Here is a 16,937-nt window from a genome sequence, read left to right on the forward strand (position 1 = left end):
TAACGTTACGCTAACCAGGCTGTAGTAACGATAACCGCTAAGTCTGCAGATAAGACGATAACCGAGGAGCTGTTTGTCCATGACCGTGATTCGCCAGGACGACGTGATTCAAAGCGTTGCCGATGCGCTACAGTATATCTCCTACTACCATCCCAAAGATTTTATCGATGCCATGGCGGCCGCTTACGAGCGTGAAGAAAACCCCGCTGCCAAGGATGCGATTGCCCAGATCCTGATTAATTCACGCATGTGTGCCACCGGCCATCGTCCGATCTGTCAGGATACCGGCATCGTCACCGTGTTCGTTCACGTGGGAATGAATGTGACCTGGGACGCCGACATGAGCCTGGATGATATGGTGAATGAAGGGGTGCGACGCGCCTATCAGCTCCCCGACAACATCCTACGTGCCTCTGTTCTAGCCGATCCGGACGGCAAGCGTCAAAATACCAAGGACAACACGCCTGCGGTTATTCATCACAAACTCGTGCCGGGTGACAAGGTGGATATTCATGTGGCCGCGAAAGGCGGTGGTAGCGAAGCAAAATCCAAGTTTGCCATGCTCAACCCGTCTGACAGCGTCGTGGACTGGGTGATGGAACAGCTACCCAAAATGGGGGCGGGCTGGTGCCCACCAGGCATGCTGGGGATCGGGATTGGTGGCACGGCGGAAAAAGCCATGGAAATTGCCAAAGAAGCACTGCTTGATCCAATTGATATTCAAGACCTTCAGGCGCGAGGCGCGAGCAACCGCGCAGAAGAACTGCGTCTTGAGCTTTTCGACAAGGTCAACAAAAGCGGCATTGGGGCTCAAGGGCTGGGCGGTCTGACCACTGTGCTGGATATCAAGGTCAAGGATTATCCGACCCATGCGGCGAACAAGCCGGTCGCTATCATCCCCAATTGTGCCGCTACCCGGCATGCGCACTTCACACTGGACGGCTCGGGCCCCGTGGCGCTGCCTGCGCCCAAGCTCGAAGACTGGCCGGAAATTACTCGCGAGACGGGCGATAACGTCAAGCGGGTAAATCTAGATACCGTTACCCCTGAAGACGTCAAAACCTGGCAGCCGGGCGACACACTGCTGCTTAATGGCAAACTGCTGACAGGGCGCGACGCCGCGCACAAGCGCATGGTGGACATGCTTGCCAAAGGTGAGCCGCTGCCCGTGGATATGAAAGGCCGGTTTATCTATTACGTCGGCCCCGTTGACCCTATTGGTGATGAAGTGGTGGGACCTGCTGGCCCCACGACCGCAACGCGCATGGATAAGTTTACCCGCACCATGCTTGAGGAAACCGGTTTGTTGGGAATGGTGGGTAAAGCCGAGCGTGGTCAGGCGGCGATCGACGCTATTCGCGATAACCAAGCAGTTTATCTGATGGCGGTAGGTGGATCGGCCTATCTCGTTGCTCAGGCGATTAAGAAGTCTCGTGTGGTTGGCTTTGAAGATCTAGGTATGGAAGCCATTTACGAATTTGAAGTGGAAGACATGCCCGTAACTGTGGCCGTGGATAGCGCAGGAACTTCGGTGCACCAGACTGGCCCTGCCAAGTGGAAAGAAATCATCGCCCAAACGGCGTAAGCTACGCGTAGAGTAAAATATCCTTGGCTTAAAAGGCCCCGCCATTGGTGGGGCCTTTATCCATGCCGACAGGTACAGCGCACGGAATTAACACGCATATTGAGGACACCACTATGACCTCGTGGTTGCTAGGGACCGGCATATTATTAATCTACGTGCTAGGCATCGTTTCAGCGGTGATGGCTTTGATGTCAAGCCGAACCTCCCAGGGGGCGGTCGCCTGGATTATCTCACTGTTAACGTTTCCTTATGTCGCGGTGCCTGCCTATTGGCTGTTTGGTCGGCCGCGGTTTTATGGTTATGTCACCGCGCGGGGCGTACGAGATAATATCTTACGCCGTATGCTAGTCCGCTATCGCACCCACGTTGATCCTTATTCTGTTCCGTCTAAAAGTGCCGACGTCCAGGCGGTTGAGCAATTAGCCATGATGCCGATGACGCATGGCAACCAAGCAACCTTATTGATCGATGGTAAGGCGACGTTCGATAGTCTATTTGCAGGCATCGAGCACGCACAGCGCTATATTTTGCTGCAGTTTTTTATCGTGCGAGACGATGCCCTTGGGCGTCGATTGATGGGATATCTTCAGCAAGCCGCTAGTCGCGGCGTCAATATCTATTTCCTTTATGATGAAATGGGAAGTCGCAAACTCAGTGAGCGCTATTTAAACGACTTAACTCAGTCAGGTATTGAAGTGAGTGCGTTTCGCTCCTCCCGCGGTCTAAAACACCCCTTTCAGTTAAATTTTCGAAATCACCGTAAAGTAATGGTAGTGGATGGCCAGGAAGGCTGGCTCGGTGGATTCAACGTGGGCGTGGAGTATTTGGGGGAAGACCCCAGTCGTGGTGCCTGGCGAGATACCCATCTAAAGCTGCAAGGACCTAGTGTTTTGGGTTTGCAGGAAGCCTTCTGGGAAGATTGGCATTGGGCCACCGGTGAGGTCATTACGTTAGATTGGCAGCCACAGGAAACGTTCGCCAGCAACCATCACGTGGTGGTAGTCCCTTCCGGCCCTGCGGACCGGCAAGATACTGCGAGCTTGTTGATACAGCAGGTAATACAAAGTGCCGAAGAAAGGCTCTGGGTCACCAGCCCCTACTTCGTTCCTGATCAGGGAGTACAGGATGCTCTTCGTTTAGCCGCGATGCGCGGCGTAGATGTTCGCGTGATGATTCCCGAACGCCCTGATCATTTATTGGTATTTCTTTCGGCGTTCTCGTTTCTACCCGATATGCTACGTGCAGGCGTAAAAATATACCGTTATCTTCCTGGATTTTTGCATCAAAAGGTGATGCTTGTCGATAATAAGGCGGCTACCGTGGGCACGGTTAATATGGACAATCGCTCTTTCCGTTTAAACTTTGAAATTACAGCGTTTATGCCTAGTGCCGCTGTGGCCGCCCAGGTTCGGGTGATGCTCGAAAAAGACTTTGCGCAGTGCCGACGTATCGGGCTGGACGAAATTGCTCAACGCCCCTGGTGGAAAAAAGTCGTCTCGCGCGCCGCTTATTTAACCGCCCCGATTCAGTAGCTCAACGGCTCGGTGTCAGATTAATTTAGACCTTTAGGGTGACAAGGAGTCGTAGGTGAACCTTGAAACAAAGTGGCTAGAAGATTTCGTTGCATTGGCCAATACGCGTAGTTTTTCCGCCTCGGCAAGGCAGCGGCACGTCACTCAGCCAGCCTTTAGCCGCCGGATTCGCGCCTTGGAGCAGGCAGTAGGGGTTACGTTGGTGGACCGCTCGACGACGCCGGTGGGTTTGACATCAGAAGGTCAACTATTTCTGGTCACAGCACGCAACTTAGTTGAGCAGCTCGCTGAATCGCTAGGCCATTTGCGCGGACTTTCGATGGCCAATGAGGCGTTGGATATAGTCGCCGCCCACTCATTAGCGTTGAGCTTTTATCCGCCCTGGATATCTCGCTTGCAGAAAGGTCTCGGTGAGCTGCCAACCCGATTGGTTGCCATGAACGTTGGGGAGGCAATTCACGTTCTGCGAGAGGGAAACTGTGATCTTATGCTGGCCTATTATGATCCCTTTGCCACCATGCAGTTAGACGCCGAAGTGTTTCCGTCTTTTTCAATCGGCAATGTCAATATGCTGCCGGTGTCCTTGCCTGATGCAAAGGGTCGGCCAATGTTCTCGCTCCAGCACGACAGCTCAGTGCCTTATCTGGCCTATACGCAAGGGGCCTTCCTGGGGCGCAGCGTTCGCATGCTACTCAAAAACGACCCCCTGCGCATGAAGCTGCGCACGGTCTATGAAACTGCCATGGCAGAAGGGCTAAAGGGAATGGTATTGCAAGGAGTTGGTATGGCGTGGATTCCTGATTTCTGTATCCGGGAGGAGCTAAAAAGCGGTCGCTTGGTGCGCGCCGCCGATGCTCAATGGGATATTCCACTAGAAATACGGCTATACCGATGCTCGTTGGTGCATAAACCCGGCGTCGAACGCCTGTGGCGGCAAATGATGAAGCTGCCACGGGATTTTCTGCAAGGCTAATCATTAGGCTTAATGCGACAGCGCGCTACTAAAGTCCGCGGGCAAGCCTAGAAAGTTTTGGATAATGAAAAAATGGTCTTCAAATAGACTGTCGGGCTCCAGGTCAGCCAACGCAACCCAGCGGGCATGATCGCCGCCCTTAACGGGTTTTAAGCGGGGCAGCTGTTGATCGGGGCGTAATGCAAAATAAAACGCCTCGGCTAGCGTACGGCCTCGCCAGCTCCGGTGAGGCTCATCAAACAAGCGTTGGCCTCTTAATGAACCTTTTAGAACTGGCTCAGGTACTTTTAAACGAATGCGTTCGCGTAACTCGCGCAGACATGCATCCAGTAGGCGTTCATGAGGGTTGATAAACCCACCAGGTAACGCAAACAGGCCTTTACCCGGCGCCGCGGTGCGTCGTACTAGCAGCACATGGCCCGATTGGACCACTACGGCATTAACCGTGACAAAAATAGGTGGGTAGGGCGCTTGTTGCCATGCTTGACGATATTGGTCCAAGAGCTGCTGTTCCTCTAGCAGTTGCTCGTAGTCGCTGTCCCGGCAGAAATTTTGTACCCGCTCAACCACTCCAGGCGGTAAATCGTGGTAAGCCCCTGTGCTTAGATAATCGTCTGTAGAGCCGGGCGAGCGGAATAGGCGTTCACGGATATGATTGGCGGAAATGCCTTCGATCAACGGGACGCTTACCGATTCCCACTGGGGAAATAACGATAGGTAATAGCTTGATTGCCCACGGCTAGCCCCAATCAGGCCGATCCGTGGCAGCCGGGCGTTTGCCGGCGCTGCCAGGTCGCGCACTTTACGCTGGACGTCCCGAACCCATACATCGTCGTTATAAAGGGCATCGAGCAGCGGCGTAATTTCCAATCGCTGGTGATCCTCCTCGTCAAATCCCGAACGCAGCATTGCCTCGCGCTCTTCGAATCGCCATGGGTTGCGTAACGAGCGTGCTTGCCAGGATGACCCCACCAATACAATTACCTGACGCGCTTGCTTGAGTGCCTCACGAATAACCGCCAGGTGGCCCATGTGCGGTGGCTGAAAACGGCCAATGAAGACGAGACAGTCAAAGTCGTAGGCCTTGCTCGGATGAGGGGCATCAGTGGGCATGCGAGGCTGTCCTTTGTCTGCAAGTGATTAGCTGAGCATTATGGTGGGCTTGGCTAGGTGGCGCAATCTAGCTCTGCAGCCAACGGTTTGATTGGGTATGCTAATTAAAATAGGTCATGGATAACTGACCCTATATCAATCACTAGGGAGTCGTCATGCTCAAACGCAGTGCTTATTTTTGGGGCAACGTTATCAAGGATTCAGCGTCACTGTGGTTGAAGCGCAATGCCTTCAGCTATGCAGGCTCCCTGGCGTTTTACACCCTCTTTTCACTGGCGCCTACCATTATTATTGCGGTCACCGTCATTGGCCTTGTGCTGGGAGAGGAGGCGGCTCAAGGGCAGATTGTGGCTCAGCTGCAAGGCACTATCGGTAGTGACGCCGCGGCGGTGGTGGAAGAAGCCGTTGCTCAATCGCGTATTCAAGAAGCGGGCATTATGCCTACGTTGCTGGGGATCGCGGCGCTCATGGTTGGTGCGACGACGGTATTTGCGCAAATGCAGTTTTCGCTCAATACGATCTGGGGGGTGACCGCAAAGCCGACTGCTAATGGGGCGCTGGTATTTATAAAAAATCGCATACTCTCGTTAACGGTGGTGCTCTCCATCGGGTTTATATTGCTGGTGTCGTTGGTAATGGGCGTGGCGATTCGCGGCGCGCTAGGGGCAGCTGATCAATTGCTGCCATATGTTGGTTTTCTCAGCCAATTAGCCGAGTCATTGATTTCGCTCATGGTGGTAGCACTGCTTTTCGCGACGATTTTTAAAGTCTTGCCCGATGTGGTGTTAAGTTGGCAGGATGTGTTTATTGGGGCGCTTGTGACCGCCGTACTATTCACAATTGGCCGCAGCGTTATTGCCGTTTACTTAGCATACACAGCCACTGCTTCGACCTACGGGGCGGCCGGATCGGTGGTGATGATATTGCTATGGGTTTACTATTCATCGCTTATTTTGTTGTTTGGTGCTGCGTTTACACGGTCTCTTTTACTGCGCAGAGGTCGGCCACTGGTGCCACGCAATAGCGCCGTTGTGATTAAATATCAGGAAAGTGTCGACAGCTAGGAACCGGAGGCAACAATGGCCGAATGTTGTGTACGCGCATTGGTGACAGGCAAAGTGCAAGGTGTGTGGTTTCGCCGTTCTACTCAGCAGCAGGCGCTCCAGCAGCGTTTGACGGGTTACGCAAAAAACTTGCCCGATGGCCGTGTAGAAGTACTGCTTTGCGGCAGTCCGGAAAATGTGAAAACGGTTAGCGAGTGGTTGTGGAGAGGCCCAGACGGGGCGCAGGTGACCCACGTTGAATTTAACGTGCTGGATCAGTGCCACGCCCCGGATCATTTTGCGAATTATTAACGTTTTACTTCCCACTGCTGAATATTGTCAGCGGTTAAGCTGACAATGTTTTGCCTCGCCTCCGGGGTAACCCAAGCGTTATGGGGCGTGACAATCAAATTGAGAGGTTCGGCCAACGCTGACAATAGCGGATGGCCTTCCCGCGGTGGTTCTTGAGGTAACACATCGACAGCCAGGCCTCCGATTTGTTGATTCTTTAGCGCCGCTAATGCAGCTTCTTCATCGATAATTCCCCCACGGGCGCAGTTGATCAGCAAGAGCGACGATTTTGCCCTGGCAAGGCGCGCGGCATTGATCAAGTGGCTTGTCGACTCATTAAGTGGGCAGTGCAGACTGATAACGTCAGCCTCGGGCAGTAATTCGTCAAGCGACGCCCGGGTATCGTTAGCCTCATTGCCCGGGCGGGCCGCAAAGCTAACGCGCATTCCCAGCGCTTCAGCCAGGCGCGCAACCTCTGAGCCTAGTTCGCCTTGGCCAACCATTACCAGGTGCTTGCCCGACAGTTGCAACGTTGGATAATGCTGCAGGCAAAAGAAATCGCTTTTCTGCCATGCGCCTGCGGCTACATCGCGTTGATACAGCGGCAGTCTGTTTGCCAGCGTTAGCATTAGCATAAGGGTATGCTGCGATACACTGGCGGTGCCGTAGGCCGTCACATTTTTGACCTCAATGCCCTGTTGTTTGGCGGCATCCAGGTCGATGTTGTTCAGCCCTGTGGCGAGCACACAGATCAATTTAAGATCCGGTAATTGTTGTAGCGTTTCCGCATCCAAGACTACTTTGTTTACAATCGCGATGTCAGCATTAACCAAACGTTCCCGGGCTTGCTGAGGGGAGCTTTGGCCAAACACCTCAAGGTGAGATACCACGCTGCGGATAGCGGTTAGATCAATTTGTGGGCCAAGGCTATCGGCATCCAGCATCACTGCATTAAGCATTTTCTGACCTCCATAACCCACCGGAGACGTATAGCCTTGCTCGGCAGGGGGCACAAAAGGGTATAATAACGTGGCGTGAATAATCATCGCCTTGGAATTTATCCCGACTGGCCGCATATCGCAGCTTGTCAGCATTTATACTGCTGTTTTTGTCGGAGTTGAGCTTTTCAGGAGCCATCAACATGCCCATCTATGAATATGAGTGCAAGGCCTGCGGCCATCGCATGGATAAATTGCAAAAAATCAGTGCGGATCCGTTAACGGACTGCCCAGCCTGTGAAGACGCTAGTTTATCGCGTCTGGTATCAGCGGCAGGCTTCCGATTAGCCGGTGGCGGCTGGTACGAGACGGATTTCAAAACCGGCAGTAAAAAGAATTTAGCTGCTGACGCGAAAAGCGCAACAGCAGAGACTGGTGGCCAAAAAAGCGCCAGTTCAGAGCCCAAGAAAAAAGACACGGCGGCTTAGCCGGCGTTGTCAGGGCCGGTAAGGCCCACGATCACTTTTGCCACGAAACACAACAGGATGAGACATGCGCAGTCATTATTGCGGCCAGCTAAACGAAACCTTGGTAGACCAGACGGTCACCGTATGCGGATGGGTACATCGCCGCCGTGACCACGGTGGGGTTATTTTCCTCGATATGCGCGATCGCGATGGCGTCGCTCAGTTCGTGGTAGATCCGGATACCGCCGAGGCGTTTGCCAATGCAGACCGCGCTCGTAATGAGTTCGTTCTGCGCATTACGGGCCGTGTGCGACTGCGCCCCGAAGGCACGCAAAACCCCAACATGCCGACAGGGATGATTGAAGTACTGGCAAAAGACGTCGAAGTGCTTAATACCGCTGTCACGCCGCCTTTTCAGCTCGATGAGCATGGCAAAGTCGGTGAAGAGGTGCGTCTCAAGCATCGCTACATCGATTTACGCCGTCCGGATATGATCGACAAGCTGCGTCTGCGTTCTCGCATATCGCACAATGTCCGTGCGTATCTCGAAAACCAAGGGTTCTTGGATATTGAAACGCCGGTATTGACGCGTGCAACGCCGGAAGGGGCCCGTGACTACTTGGTACCAAGCCGCACTCATGCAGGTAGTTTCTTTGCGCTGCCGCAGTCACCTCAGCTATTCAAGCAGTTATTGATGGTGGCGGGGTTTGACCGCTACTACCAGATTGCCAAATGTTTCCGTGATGAAGATCTACGCGCCGATCGTCAGCCTGAGTTCACGCAAATCGATATTGAGGCCTCATTCGTCGAAGAAAGCGACATCATGGACATTACCGAATCCATGATTCGCCAGCTCTTCCAGGAAGTGCTTGATGTCGAGTTAGCCACGTTTCCGCGCATGACCTGGCAGGAAGCTATGGACCGTTTTGGTTCAGACAAGCCAGATTTGCGCATCCCACTTGAATTGACCAACGTAGATGACCTGATGCAGCAGGTCGACTTTAAGGTGTTCTCAGGTCCAGCCAACGCCTCCGACGGTCGAGTTGCTGCGCTAAAAGTACCCGGCGGCGCTTCGTTGTCACGCAAGGAAATCGACGAATACACCAAATTTGTCGGTATTTACGGTGCCAAGGGGCTCGCCTGGATCAAGGTTAACGAGCGCGCTAAAGGGCTTGAGGGGCTTCAATCACCGATTGTGAAGTTCATGGAAAACGTGGTCGAGGAGTTGCTCGATCGTGTTGATGCTAAAGACGGCGATATTATTTTCTTTGGTGCTGACAAAACTCGTATCGTCAACGAAGCTATCGGTGCGCTACGCGTTAAACTTGGCGCGGACCTCAACTTGTATACTCAAGCCTGGGCTCCTCTGTGGGTAGTGGACTTCCCAATGTTCGAAGCGGACGCTAACGGTCGACTAAGCCCGTTACACCACCCCTTTACCGCGCCATCCTGCTCACCTGAAGCTCTCAAGAAAGACCCGGCGAACGCGCTATCCCGAGCCTATGATATGGTGCTTAATGGTACGGAGCTCGGCGGCGGTTCGATCCGTATCCATGATCAAACCATGCAAAGCACGGTATTTGATATTTTGGGTATCGGTCAGGAAGAGGCCCAGGAGAAATTTGGCTTCTTACTCGATGCGCTTCAATACGGCGCGCCACCCCACGGTGGGCTGGCCTTTGGTCTAGACCGCTTAGTGATGTTGATGGCCGGTGCCAAAACCATCCGTGAAGTTATTGCTTTCCCGAAAACACAGAGCGCCGCCTGTCTGATGACCGACGCGCCGGGCGAGGTAAGTTCAGATCAGTTGAAAGACCTGAATATTCGTTTGCGCCAAAAAGCCAAAGCGGAAACCAACGCTGAATAAGTGTTCTTTCGCCCTTATACACCGGCGCTTAGGCGTCGGTGTTTTTGTATGGATAACCTGAGTGCTGTTACATGCAGACACCCTCCGCCTCCTCGCCGGTGCGCATTCTGGGTATTGATCCTGGCTCACGTATTACTGGTTATGGTGTTATTGAGCTAGAGGGATTGATTCCCCAGTATGTTGCCAGCGGTTGCATTCGTACTGCTGAAGGCGCTCTAGAGCAGCGTTTAGCGCAAATATACGCTGGGCTTGGCGAGGTGGTGGGATTGCACCGGCCGAATGCAGTGGCGATAGAGCGCGTCTTTATGGCAAAAAATCCCGATTCAGCGCTGAAGTTGGGACAAGCGCGAGGGGTGGCATTGGTGTGTATGGCCAACCACGGCTTGGCGATTGAGGAGTACGCCGCCCGGCAGATCAAGCAGGCCGTAACCGGCCAAGGTGGCGCTGATAAGACGCAAGTACAGCATATGGTGGCGGCAATTTTGCACCTTGCGGCCTCGCCGCAAGCCGATGCTGCCGACGCCTTGGCTATTGCGCTGACCCATGCGTACGCCAGTCAGGCTCCTCAGGCGCTATCAACCCGAGGGGGAGGGCGTCGACGTTCGGCGGGGCGCTGGCGACTCTGATGATCAAGCGCTAGGGTCTATTGACGTTTCGCTCATGGTTGCGCTGAAGTCACAACAGACCCTAACTACTGGTCACTTGTACAGAGTCGCTTTATAGTAGTGATTGATTTTGCTTAGCGTGAGCGTAAATATGATCGGACGGCTTCAAGGCCAGTTAATAGACAAACAACCACCCTGGATTGTAGTCGATGTACAGGGAGTGGGGTATGAGCTGGAAACGTCGATGACGACGCTAGTCGCGCTGCCGATGGTAGGTGAGCGCGTTTTTTTGTATACCCACTTAAGCATCCGCGATGACGCTCATCTGCTCTATGGGTTTGGTCGAGAGCATGAGCGCGCCCTGTTTCGCGCCTTGATCAAAGTTAACGGCGTGGGGCCAAAATTGGCTCTGGCTATTTTGTCAGGCATGGACGAAGACGCCTTTATGCGTTGTGTAAGAGATGACGATAGCAAGGCACTCACCAAGCTCCCTGGCGTGGGTAAGAAAACCGCTGAGCGCTTGATCATTGAAATGCGCGACCGTTTCCCTAATTGGGAAAGCGGACGCGATGCCTCGCTACCTCTTGAAGCGACCAATGGGCAAGCGGCTGCCCGCAATAGCGTGGCAGACGCGGAGGCGGCTTTGGTAAGCCTTGGCTATAAACTAACTGAGGCTTCAAGAATGTTGGCGGATCTTGATGGTTCCCAATCTACCGAAGCACTTATTAAAGCGGCACTAACGCAGCGTATGAAAGGCTGATCGCGGTTTAACCACGGACGTAAAAAAGAGCGCTTATGCTAGAGCACGATCGACTGATTGCCGCTGAGCCAGAGCAGGGTGAAGGCCGCATCGATTATGCGATCCGCCCCAAACGGCTTAAAGATTATATTGGCCAACCCCGCGTTCGCGAGCAGCTGGAAATATTTATTGGCGCCGCGCGCCTACGTGAAGAAAGCCTTGATCATACGCTGGTATTTGGCCCACCAGGCTTGGGTAAAACCACCTTGGCCAACATTATCGCCGCTGAGATGGGTGTGGGGCTCAAGTCTACCTCAGGACCGGTACTAGAGCGCGCGGGTGACTTGGCCGCGATGCTTACTAACTTAGAGCCCGGTGACGTTTTGTTTATCGATGAAATCCATCGTTTATCTCCCGTTGTGGAAGAAGTGCTTTACCCGGCGATGGAAGATTTTCAACTCGATATCATGATTGGAGAGGGGCCAGCTGCGCGTTCGATTAAGTTAGATTTGCCACGCTTTACTTTAGTGGGCGCCACTACCCGAGCGGGGCTGCTTACTTCACCTTTACGCGATCGTTTTGGTATCGTTCAGCGACTTGAGTTTTACAACCTGACAGAGCTCACTGAGATCGTCACTCGCTCTGCAAAGCTGCTTGGCGTAGAGACTCATCATGATGGTGCCGTAGAGGTGGCGCGCCGTTCACGGGGCACGCCGCGAATTGCTAACCGGCTATTGCGCCGTGTACGCGACTACGCCGAAATGAAGGGTAATGGTACGGTTGATGCTACGCTGGCAGACGCAGCGCTCAACATGCTCAATGTCGACCACCACGGTTTAGATCATATGGACCGGCGGCTTTTGCTGGCGATGATCGATAAATTTGACGGTGGACCAGTCGGCGTCGATTCGCTCTCCGCGGCGATTGGCGAAGAACGCGATACCATTGAAGATGTCATTGAACCTTACTTGATTCAGCAAGGACTGATGATGCGCACCCCACGCGGACGAGTCGTTACCCGGCAAGCATGGTTGCATTTTGAGCGTGCCCCACATGAGGCGTCTATTGAAGCCCAAGGGGAACAGCGACCATGAGTCAATCCGTTTGCTTGCCGGTTCGCATTTACATGGAAGATACAGACGCCGGTGGGATTGTCTACTACGTTAACTATCTGAAGTTTATGGAGCGTGCCCGCAGCGAATGGTTGAGATCTCTTGGACTTGATCAACAATCGCTGCTAGACGCAGGCACGCAGCTAGTGGTATATCGCTTGTCCTGTCATTATGCCAAGCCTGCGCGGTTGGACGATGCGCTTGACGTGACTGCCAAAGTGGTCAGCATTGGCCGCTGCCGGATGACATTTGAGCAGCACGTATGGCGGGAAAAGGAACGTCTTTGCGCCGCCACGGTCGAGATAGCGTGCTTAAGCGCGCAGCATCTCCGTCCAATGGCATGGCCGTCTGCGCTCAAATCGGTAATCTAACGCACGATGCGGGCACGTTATTTCCACATTTATTGATATTGATGAGGGCACTTGTGAACGATAATGCCATGTCTATTCCACACCTGATCATGAACGCCAGCATTGTGGTCCAGCTGGTCATGCTATTGTTAGTGGTGGGGTCTATTCTCTCGTGGATAGTGATTTTTCAACGCGGCATAGCCCTTCGTCGCGCTCAAAAAGAATATGCGCAGTTTGAGGAAACGTTCTGGTCAGGCGTTGATTTAAATGAGCTTTACCGTGATATCCCGGCCGACGATCCCCGTCATGGTGCCGAGCACATATTCCAAGCTGGATTCCGTGAATTCAATCGTTTGATGCCCAAAACGCGCAACACGCCAACCATCTTGGAGGGCGTGCAGCGCAGCATGCGGGTAGCGTGGTCACGTGAGGAAGACCGTTTGACGCAACACCTTGTGTTCCTGGCGACAGTTGCCTCCGCAAGTCCTTATATTGGGCTGTTTGGCACGGTTTGGGGGATCATGGGGTCTTTTCAATCGCTGTCGATGACCCAGCAAGCCACGCTGGCAACGGTAGCTCCCTGGATTGCAGAGGCGTTGATCGCCACGGCGATGGGGTTGTTTGCCGCGATACCTGCGGTGATTTTTTACAATCGCCTTTCTAACACTGCCGGTCGCCTATTAGGTAAATACGAAGATTTCGCCGAAGAATTCCACGCTATCTTGCACCGTAATCTGCAAGGGCGTGATAGCGCGTCAAGCTAAGGGAGTTGCCCCATGCAAGGACCGTTTAAACGCGGTGGACAGCGTAAGCCCATGGGTGAAATCAACGTTGTCCCCTTTATTGATGTCATGCTGGTGCTGCTGGTTATCTTTATGATTACCGCCCCCATGTTAAATCAAGGGGTAGATGTGGAGCTGCCCCAGGTGAGTTCTGAACCGATGGAAAGTCAAGAAGACAATGACCCGATCATTATTTCCATCGACCGTGAAGGGCAATACCATCTCAGCTTAGGAGAAGAGTCGACCCAAGTTTCTCGCGATGACATTACACGCCGGGTGAGCGCCGTTTTAGAACAGCGGCCTGATACTCCGGTGATGGTCAGGGGCGATCAAAATGTGGCTTACGGCGAAGTAGTGGTATTAATGAGCAACCTACAGCGCTCGGGTGTGGCAAATGTGGGGCTCATATCTGAGCCACCACAGGATGAGTGAGGGTACCCAGGGCATGGCTGTAAAGACACCTCGTGACCCTCAAGACGTTGGCTATACCTGGCCAGCCGTTTTCGCGATTGCAGTGCACTTGTTGATCGTGCTGATATCAATAATTCATTGGCCGGAACGCGATGCAGAGCCGGACTCGTCTTCGATTGTGCAGGCAACGCTGGTCAGCACTGAGGCTTTTACCGATCAGGCTCAGCAGGCAAATGATCAGTCGGCGGCAATGGAGGCGGCTGATGAAACCACTGAAGAACCTGATGCCGATACATCGGAGGCCGAAGATGAAGCTGCTGAAGAGCAGGCGGCGGCCGAAGATGAAGCTGCTGAAGAGCAGGCGGCGGCCGAACAGGAAGCTGCTGAAGAGCAGGAAGCTGCTGAAGCCGAAGCGCAAGCCTTAGAGGCCGCTAGAGCCGAAGCCGAGTCGCAGGCTCAACGCCGCCAGGAAGAGGCGGAAGCCGAGGCCGAACGCGAACGTGAAGCCGAAGAGCAGCGCCGCCAGGAAGAGGCAGAAGCCGAGGCCGAGCGTGAGCGTGAAGCCGAAGAGCAGCGCCGCCAGGAAGAGGCAGAAGCCGAGGCCGAACGCGAACGTGAAGCTGAAGAGCAGCGTCGCCAGGAAGAGGCAGAAGCCGAGGCCGAGCGTGAACGTGAAGCCGAAGAGCAGCGCCGTCAGGAAGAGGCAGAAGCCGAGGCCGAACGCGAACGTGAAGCTGAAGAGCAGCGCCGCCAGGAAGAGGCGGAAGCAGAGGCCGAACGCGAGCGTGAAGCTGAAGAGCAGCGCCGCCAGGAAGAGGCGGAAGCAGAGGCCGAACGTGAGCGTGAAGCCGAAGAACAGCGTCGTCAGGAAGAGGCGGAAGAAGCTATGCAACGCCAGTTAGAAGGTGAGGCTCAGGCCGCTGCCGAGGCACAACAAGCTGAAGAGGCAGCCAATAGTTTCTTAACGATAGTCAAACGTGCGGTTGAGCAGGCATGGATTATCCCATCTGAGGCAAGCGATTCAATGAGTGCTACGCTTCAAGTCAGGCTCGGCCCATCTGGTGAGGTGCTGGCAACGTCGGTGGTCTCGTCCAGCGGCGATAGCAACTTTGATCGGTCGGCGATGCAGGCGGTAGAGCATGCAGCGCCATTCGGTGAACTGCGTGAGTTGCCGACCGAACAGCAGCGTAATTTACGTCAATTCAATCTGCGATTTACCCCGGGGGATGTTCGCTGATGCACACCATAAGTAAGGTATGGCTATTCTGTTTGTTGCTTGCAATGAGTACTGCTGCTAGCGCAAACCTGACCATTGAAATCACCCGTGGCAGTGATGAGGCGCTACCGATAGGCGTGGTTCCGTTCCAAGGCTCCGATGACATGCCCGAAGACGTGGCACAAATTATCCATGACAATCTGGATCGTAGCGGTTTTTTTGATCCCCTTGATCGCGATTCTATGTTCGAGCAACCAAGCGAAGCTGACGACGTTGAATTTAGTACTTGGCGTTCGCTGGATGTTCGTTACCTGGTAGTGGGCCAAGCCGAGCGAACCGATGATGGCTATCGCCTGCAGTACGACCTGATGGATATCAGCGGACAGCAGCGCATGATGAGCGAAACCGTTAACGCCAGCGAAGATGATCTTCGTGGCGCCGCTCATTACATTAGCGATCAAATTTTTGAAGAAATCACCGATATTCGCGGTGCTTTCTCTACGCGTATCGCTTATGTGACCGCTCAAGGAGTGGGCGACAATACGGATTATGGCCTATACGTTGCGGATGCTGATGGGCGCGATAGCCAACAGATTCTAACGTCAGATGAACCGATTTTATCCCCTGCTTGGTCGCCGGACGGTGGCAAACTTGCCTATGTATCGTTCGAAAACGAACGCCCTGAAATTTACATTCAGGAAGTGAACAGCGGTAATCGTGCGCGGATTACATCATTTGAGGGCATTAATGGTGCACCGGTATGGTCACCAAATGGCCGTCGATTGGCCATGTCATTGTCAAAAGACGGCCAGCCGGAAATCTACATCATGGAGATCGCTGATCGCTCGTTAACTCGCGTCACAGATAGCAGCAGTATCGATACCGAGCCTGCTTGGTCGCCGGATGGGAATAGCCTGCTGTTTACCTCTGATCGCAGTGGTGGTCCGCAAATTTATCAGCATGATCTCGGTAGTGGTGAAACGGAACGCCTGACCTATACCGGTAATTATAACGCCCGGGCGCGCTTTTCACCTGACGGCGACAACCTGTTTTTCATCCATCGTTCGGATCGCGGTTATCAAGTGGCACGCCAAGATGTTGAGAATGGCCGTTTAGTAACGCTAAGTGATTCTACTCAGGATGAATCTCCTAGTGTTGCGCCGAACGGGACCATGGTAATCTTCGCTACCCAACAGGGTAACAACGGGGTGCTGAGTGCCGTTTCTGCCGATGGCCGTTCGTCATTCAGGCTTCCCGCAGCACAAGGTGATGTGCGTGACCCCGCATGGTCACCGTTCCTAAACGAATGAAGTCATTCACGTTTTCAGGCAAGGAGTCTGATTATGCAACTTAAACCGTTGGCTCGCTCATTGGCAGTCGCACTGTCTCTTGCAGTAATCGCTGGTTGTTCCAGCACCGGCGGCACTCAGGACGGCGATTCATCTGGTAGCCAGGATGGCCGTAATGGAAGCAGTAGCAGCACATCGGGGGCCGGCTCCAGTGGTCAATATGGCAGCGACTCTTCCCGTTCTGACTCTGACGGTAGTCAGCAGCAGTCTGACTCACGGATTCCAGACGTCAAAACCATTTACTTTGATTACGATCGCGACACGATTAAAGACGAATACGAATCCGTAGTGATGGCCCACGCGCGTTATCTTCGCTCCAACCCTGATGCGGAAGTCGTGTTGCATGGGCATACCGATGAGCGCGGTACACGTGAATACAACATGGCGCTTGGCGAACGTCGTGCTAATGCCGTTGAGCGTTTCCTGAATATTCAAGGCGTATCATCATCGCAAATGAGCGTGGTGAGTTATGGTGAAGAACGCCCGGCAGAACGTGGTGATAGCGATGAAGCGTATTCACAAAACCGCCGCGTTGTGTTCAATTATTGATGACCCGCATGGGGT

18 protein-coding genes are annotated in these 16,937 nt (G+C 53.7%); 16 read left to right on the forward strand and 2 right to left on the reverse strand.

Translation table 11 applies throughout. The features are described from left to right. Nucleotides 1–79 precede the first annotated feature (79 nt). The 3 genes from CPH17_RS02855 to CPH17_RS02865 all read left to right on the forward strand — a co-directional run bounded on the left by CPH17_RS02855 (nt 80) and on the right by CPH17_RS02865 (nt 4,090). Nucleotides 80–1,585, forward strand: coding sequence for a fumarate hydratase (locus tag CPH17_RS02855; protein ID WP_096298223.1), 1,506 nt, complete (start codon nt 80–82; stop codon nt 1,583–1,585). Nucleotides 1,586–1,698: 113 nt separating this feature from the next. Further along, nucleotides 1,699–3,117, forward strand: a complete 1,419-nt coding sequence (cls, locus tag CPH17_RS02860) for a cardiolipin synthase (RefSeq protein ID WP_074396413.1) — start codon at nt 1,699–1,701, stop codon at nt 3,115–3,117. Nucleotides 3,118–3,172: 55 nt separating this feature from the next. Next, the gene (locus tag CPH17_RS02865) at nt 3,173–4,090 is read left to right on the forward strand and encodes a LysR substrate-binding domain-containing protein (RefSeq protein ID WP_074396412.1); all 918 of its coding nucleotides are present in this window, start codon (nt 3,173–3,175) and stop codon (nt 4,088–4,090) included. 9 nt (nt 4,091–4,099) lie between these two features. Here CPH17_RS02865 and CPH17_RS02870 read toward each other — a convergent pair whose 3' ends face one another. Further along, the gene (locus tag CPH17_RS02870; protein ID WP_074396411.1) at nt 4,100–5,203 is read right to left on the reverse strand and encodes a bifunctional nicotinamide-nucleotide adenylyltransferase/Nudix hydroxylase; all 1,104 of its coding nucleotides are present in this window, start codon (nt 5,201–5,203) and stop codon (nt 4,100–4,102) included. Nucleotides 5,204–5,358: 155 nt separating this feature from the next. On the opposite strand from CPH17_RS02870, the gene CPH17_RS02875 reads away from it, so the two are divergent. Further along, nucleotides 5,359–6,267, forward strand: coding sequence for a YihY/virulence factor BrkB family protein (locus CPH17_RS02875; protein WP_074396410.1), 909 nt, complete (start codon nt 5,359–5,361; stop codon nt 6,265–6,267). Between the two features lie 15 nt (nt 6,268–6,282). Continuing rightward, nucleotides 6,283–6,558, forward strand: coding sequence for an acylphosphatase (locus CPH17_RS02880; RefSeq protein WP_096298225.1), 276 nt, complete (start codon nt 6,283–6,285; stop codon nt 6,556–6,558). Here CPH17_RS02880 and CPH17_RS02885 read toward each other — a convergent pair. Beyond that, nucleotides 6,555–7,496, reverse strand: a complete 942-nt coding sequence (locus tag CPH17_RS02885) for a D-2-hydroxyacid dehydrogenase (RefSeq protein WP_096300884.1) — start codon at nt 7,494–7,496, stop codon at nt 6,555–6,557. The two genes, CPH17_RS02880 and CPH17_RS02885, sit on opposite strands and share 4 nt — an antisense overlap. Nucleotides 7,497–7,678: 182 nt before the next feature. On the opposite strand from CPH17_RS02885, the gene CPH17_RS02890 reads away from it, so the two are divergent. From CPH17_RS02890 to pal, 11 genes are all read left to right on the forward strand, one after another. Continuing rightward, nucleotides 7,679–7,963 (forward strand): FmdB family zinc ribbon protein, encoded by a 285-nt coding sequence (locus CPH17_RS02890; protein WP_096298227.1) that lies wholly within the window; start codon nt 7,679–7,681, stop codon nt 7,961–7,963. A gap of 64 nt (nt 7,964–8,027) precedes the next feature. Then, nucleotides 8,028–9,809, forward strand: coding sequence for an aspartate--tRNA ligase (aspS, locus tag CPH17_RS02895; RefSeq protein ID WP_096298229.1), 1,782 nt, complete (start codon nt 8,028–8,030; stop codon nt 9,807–9,809). Between the two features lie 71 nt (nt 9,810–9,880). After that, a complete protein-coding gene (ruvC, locus tag CPH17_RS02900) occupies nt 9,881–10,435 on the forward strand; it encodes a crossover junction endodeoxyribonuclease RuvC (protein WP_074396406.1) in 555 nt (184 codons plus the stop codon). Between the two features lie 130 nt (nt 10,436–10,565). Further along, complete coding sequence (gene ruvA, locus CPH17_RS02905) at nt 10,566–11,174, forward strand: Holliday junction branch migration protein RuvA (protein ID WP_096298231.1); 609 nt, start codon at nt 10,566–10,568, stop codon at nt 11,172–11,174. 35 nt (nt 11,175–11,209) lie between these two features. After that, nucleotides 11,210–12,247 (forward strand): Holliday junction branch migration DNA helicase RuvB, encoded by a 1,038-nt coding sequence (gene ruvB / locus CPH17_RS02910; protein WP_074396404.1) that lies wholly within the window; start codon nt 11,210–11,212, stop codon nt 12,245–12,247. Continuing rightward, nucleotides 12,244–12,636, forward strand: a complete 393-nt coding sequence (gene ybgC / locus CPH17_RS02915) for a tol-pal system-associated acyl-CoA thioesterase (RefSeq protein WP_096298233.1) — start codon at nt 12,244–12,246, stop codon at nt 12,634–12,636. The genes ruvB and ybgC overlap by 4 nt, the downstream gene beginning before the upstream one ends. Nucleotides 12,637–12,704: 68 nt before the next feature. Beyond that, the gene (tolQ, locus tag CPH17_RS02920; protein WP_231896537.1) at nt 12,705–13,379 is read left to right on the forward strand and encodes a protein TolQ; all 675 of its coding nucleotides are present in this window, start codon (nt 12,705–12,707) and stop codon (nt 13,377–13,379) included. A gap of 12 nt (nt 13,380–13,391) precedes the next feature. Further along, entirely contained in the window at nt 13,392–13,829 is a 438-nt protein-coding gene (gene tolR, locus CPH17_RS02925) for a protein TolR (RefSeq protein ID WP_074396401.1), read from the forward strand. A 13-nt stretch (nt 13,830–13,842) separates the two neighbouring features. Next, nucleotides 13,843–15,045, forward strand: coding sequence for a cell envelope integrity protein TolA (tolA, locus tag CPH17_RS02930; RefSeq protein WP_231898072.1), 1,203 nt, complete (start codon nt 13,843–13,845; stop codon nt 15,043–15,045). Further along, the gene (tolB, locus tag CPH17_RS02935) at nt 15,045–16,334 is read left to right on the forward strand and encodes a Tol-Pal system beta propeller repeat protein TolB (protein ID WP_096298237.1); all 1,290 of its coding nucleotides are present in this window, start codon (nt 15,045–15,047) and stop codon (nt 16,332–16,334) included. Before tolA ends, tolB begins: the two co-directional genes overlap by 1 nt. A 33-nt stretch (nt 16,335–16,367) precedes the next feature. After that, a complete protein-coding gene (pal, locus tag CPH17_RS02940; protein ID WP_074396398.1) occupies nt 16,368–16,922 on the forward strand; it encodes a peptidoglycan-associated lipoprotein Pal in 555 nt (184 codons plus the stop codon). Nucleotides 16,923–16,937 lie beyond the last annotated feature (15 nt).

This window comes from Halomonas sp. hl-4, assembly GCF_900215475.1.
Taxonomy (GTDB): Bacteria; Pseudomonadota; Gammaproteobacteria; order Pseudomonadales; family Halomonadaceae; genus Vreelandella.

What these genes read in the sequence shown, in the direction of transcription:
- tolA (WP_231898072.1), top strand. Translation starts at nt 13,843, where the DNA reads ATGGCTGTAAAGACACCTCGTGACCCTCAAGACGTTGGCTATACCTGG.
- tolB (WP_096298237.1), top strand. Translation starts at nt 15,045, where the DNA reads ATGCACACCATAAGTAAGGTATGGCTATTCTGTTTGTTGCTTGCAATG.
- ruvC (WP_074396406.1), top strand. Translation starts at nt 9,881, where the DNA reads ATGCAGACACCCTCCGCCTCCTCGCCGGTGCGCATTCTGGGTATTGAT.
- CPH17_RS02880 (WP_096298225.1), top strand. Translation starts at nt 6,283, where the DNA reads ATGGCCGAATGTTGTGTACGCGCATTGGTGACAGGCAAAGTGCAAGGT.
- CPH17_RS02890 (WP_096298227.1), top strand. Translation starts at nt 7,679, where the DNA reads ATGCCCATCTATGAATATGAGTGCAAGGCCTGCGGCCATCGCATGGAT.
- tolQ (WP_231896537.1), top strand. Translation starts at nt 12,705, where the DNA reads ATGTCTATTCCACACCTGATCATGAACGCCAGCATTGTGGTCCAGCTG.
- CPH17_RS02885 (WP_096300884.1), bottom strand. Translation starts at nt 7,496, where the DNA reads ATGCTTAATGCAGTGATGCTGGATGCCGATAGCCTTGGCCCACAAATT.
- CPH17_RS02875 (WP_074396410.1), top strand. Translation starts at nt 5,359, where the DNA reads ATGCTCAAACGCAGTGCTTATTTTTGGGGCAACGTTATCAAGGATTCA.
- CPH17_RS02870 (WP_074396411.1), bottom strand. Translation starts at nt 5,203, where the DNA reads ATGCCCACTGATGCCCCTCATCCGAGCAAGGCCTACGACTTTGACTGT.
- CPH17_RS02855 (WP_096298223.1), top strand. Translation starts at nt 80, where the DNA reads ATGACCGTGATTCGCCAGGACGACGTGATTCAAAGCGTTGCCGATGCG.
- ruvB (WP_074396404.1), top strand. Translation starts at nt 11,210, where the DNA reads ATGCTAGAGCACGATCGACTGATTGCCGCTGAGCCAGAGCAGGGTGAA.
- pal (WP_074396398.1), top strand. Translation starts at nt 16,368, where the DNA reads ATGCAACTTAAACCGTTGGCTCGCTCATTGGCAGTCGCACTGTCTCTT.
- cls (WP_074396413.1), top strand. Translation starts at nt 1,699, where the DNA reads ATGACCTCGTGGTTGCTAGGGACCGGCATATTATTAATCTACGTGCTA.
- ybgC (WP_096298233.1), top strand. Translation starts at nt 12,244, where the DNA reads ATGAGTCAATCCGTTTGCTTGCCGGTTCGCATTTACATGGAAGATACA.
- ruvA (WP_096298231.1), top strand. Translation starts at nt 10,566, where the DNA reads ATGATCGGACGGCTTCAAGGCCAGTTAATAGACAAACAACCACCCTGG.
- aspS (WP_096298229.1), top strand. Translation starts at nt 8,028, where the DNA reads ATGCGCAGTCATTATTGCGGCCAGCTAAACGAAACCTTGGTAGACCAG.
- tolR (WP_074396401.1), top strand. Translation starts at nt 13,392, where the DNA reads ATGCAAGGACCGTTTAAACGCGGTGGACAGCGTAAGCCCATGGGTGAA.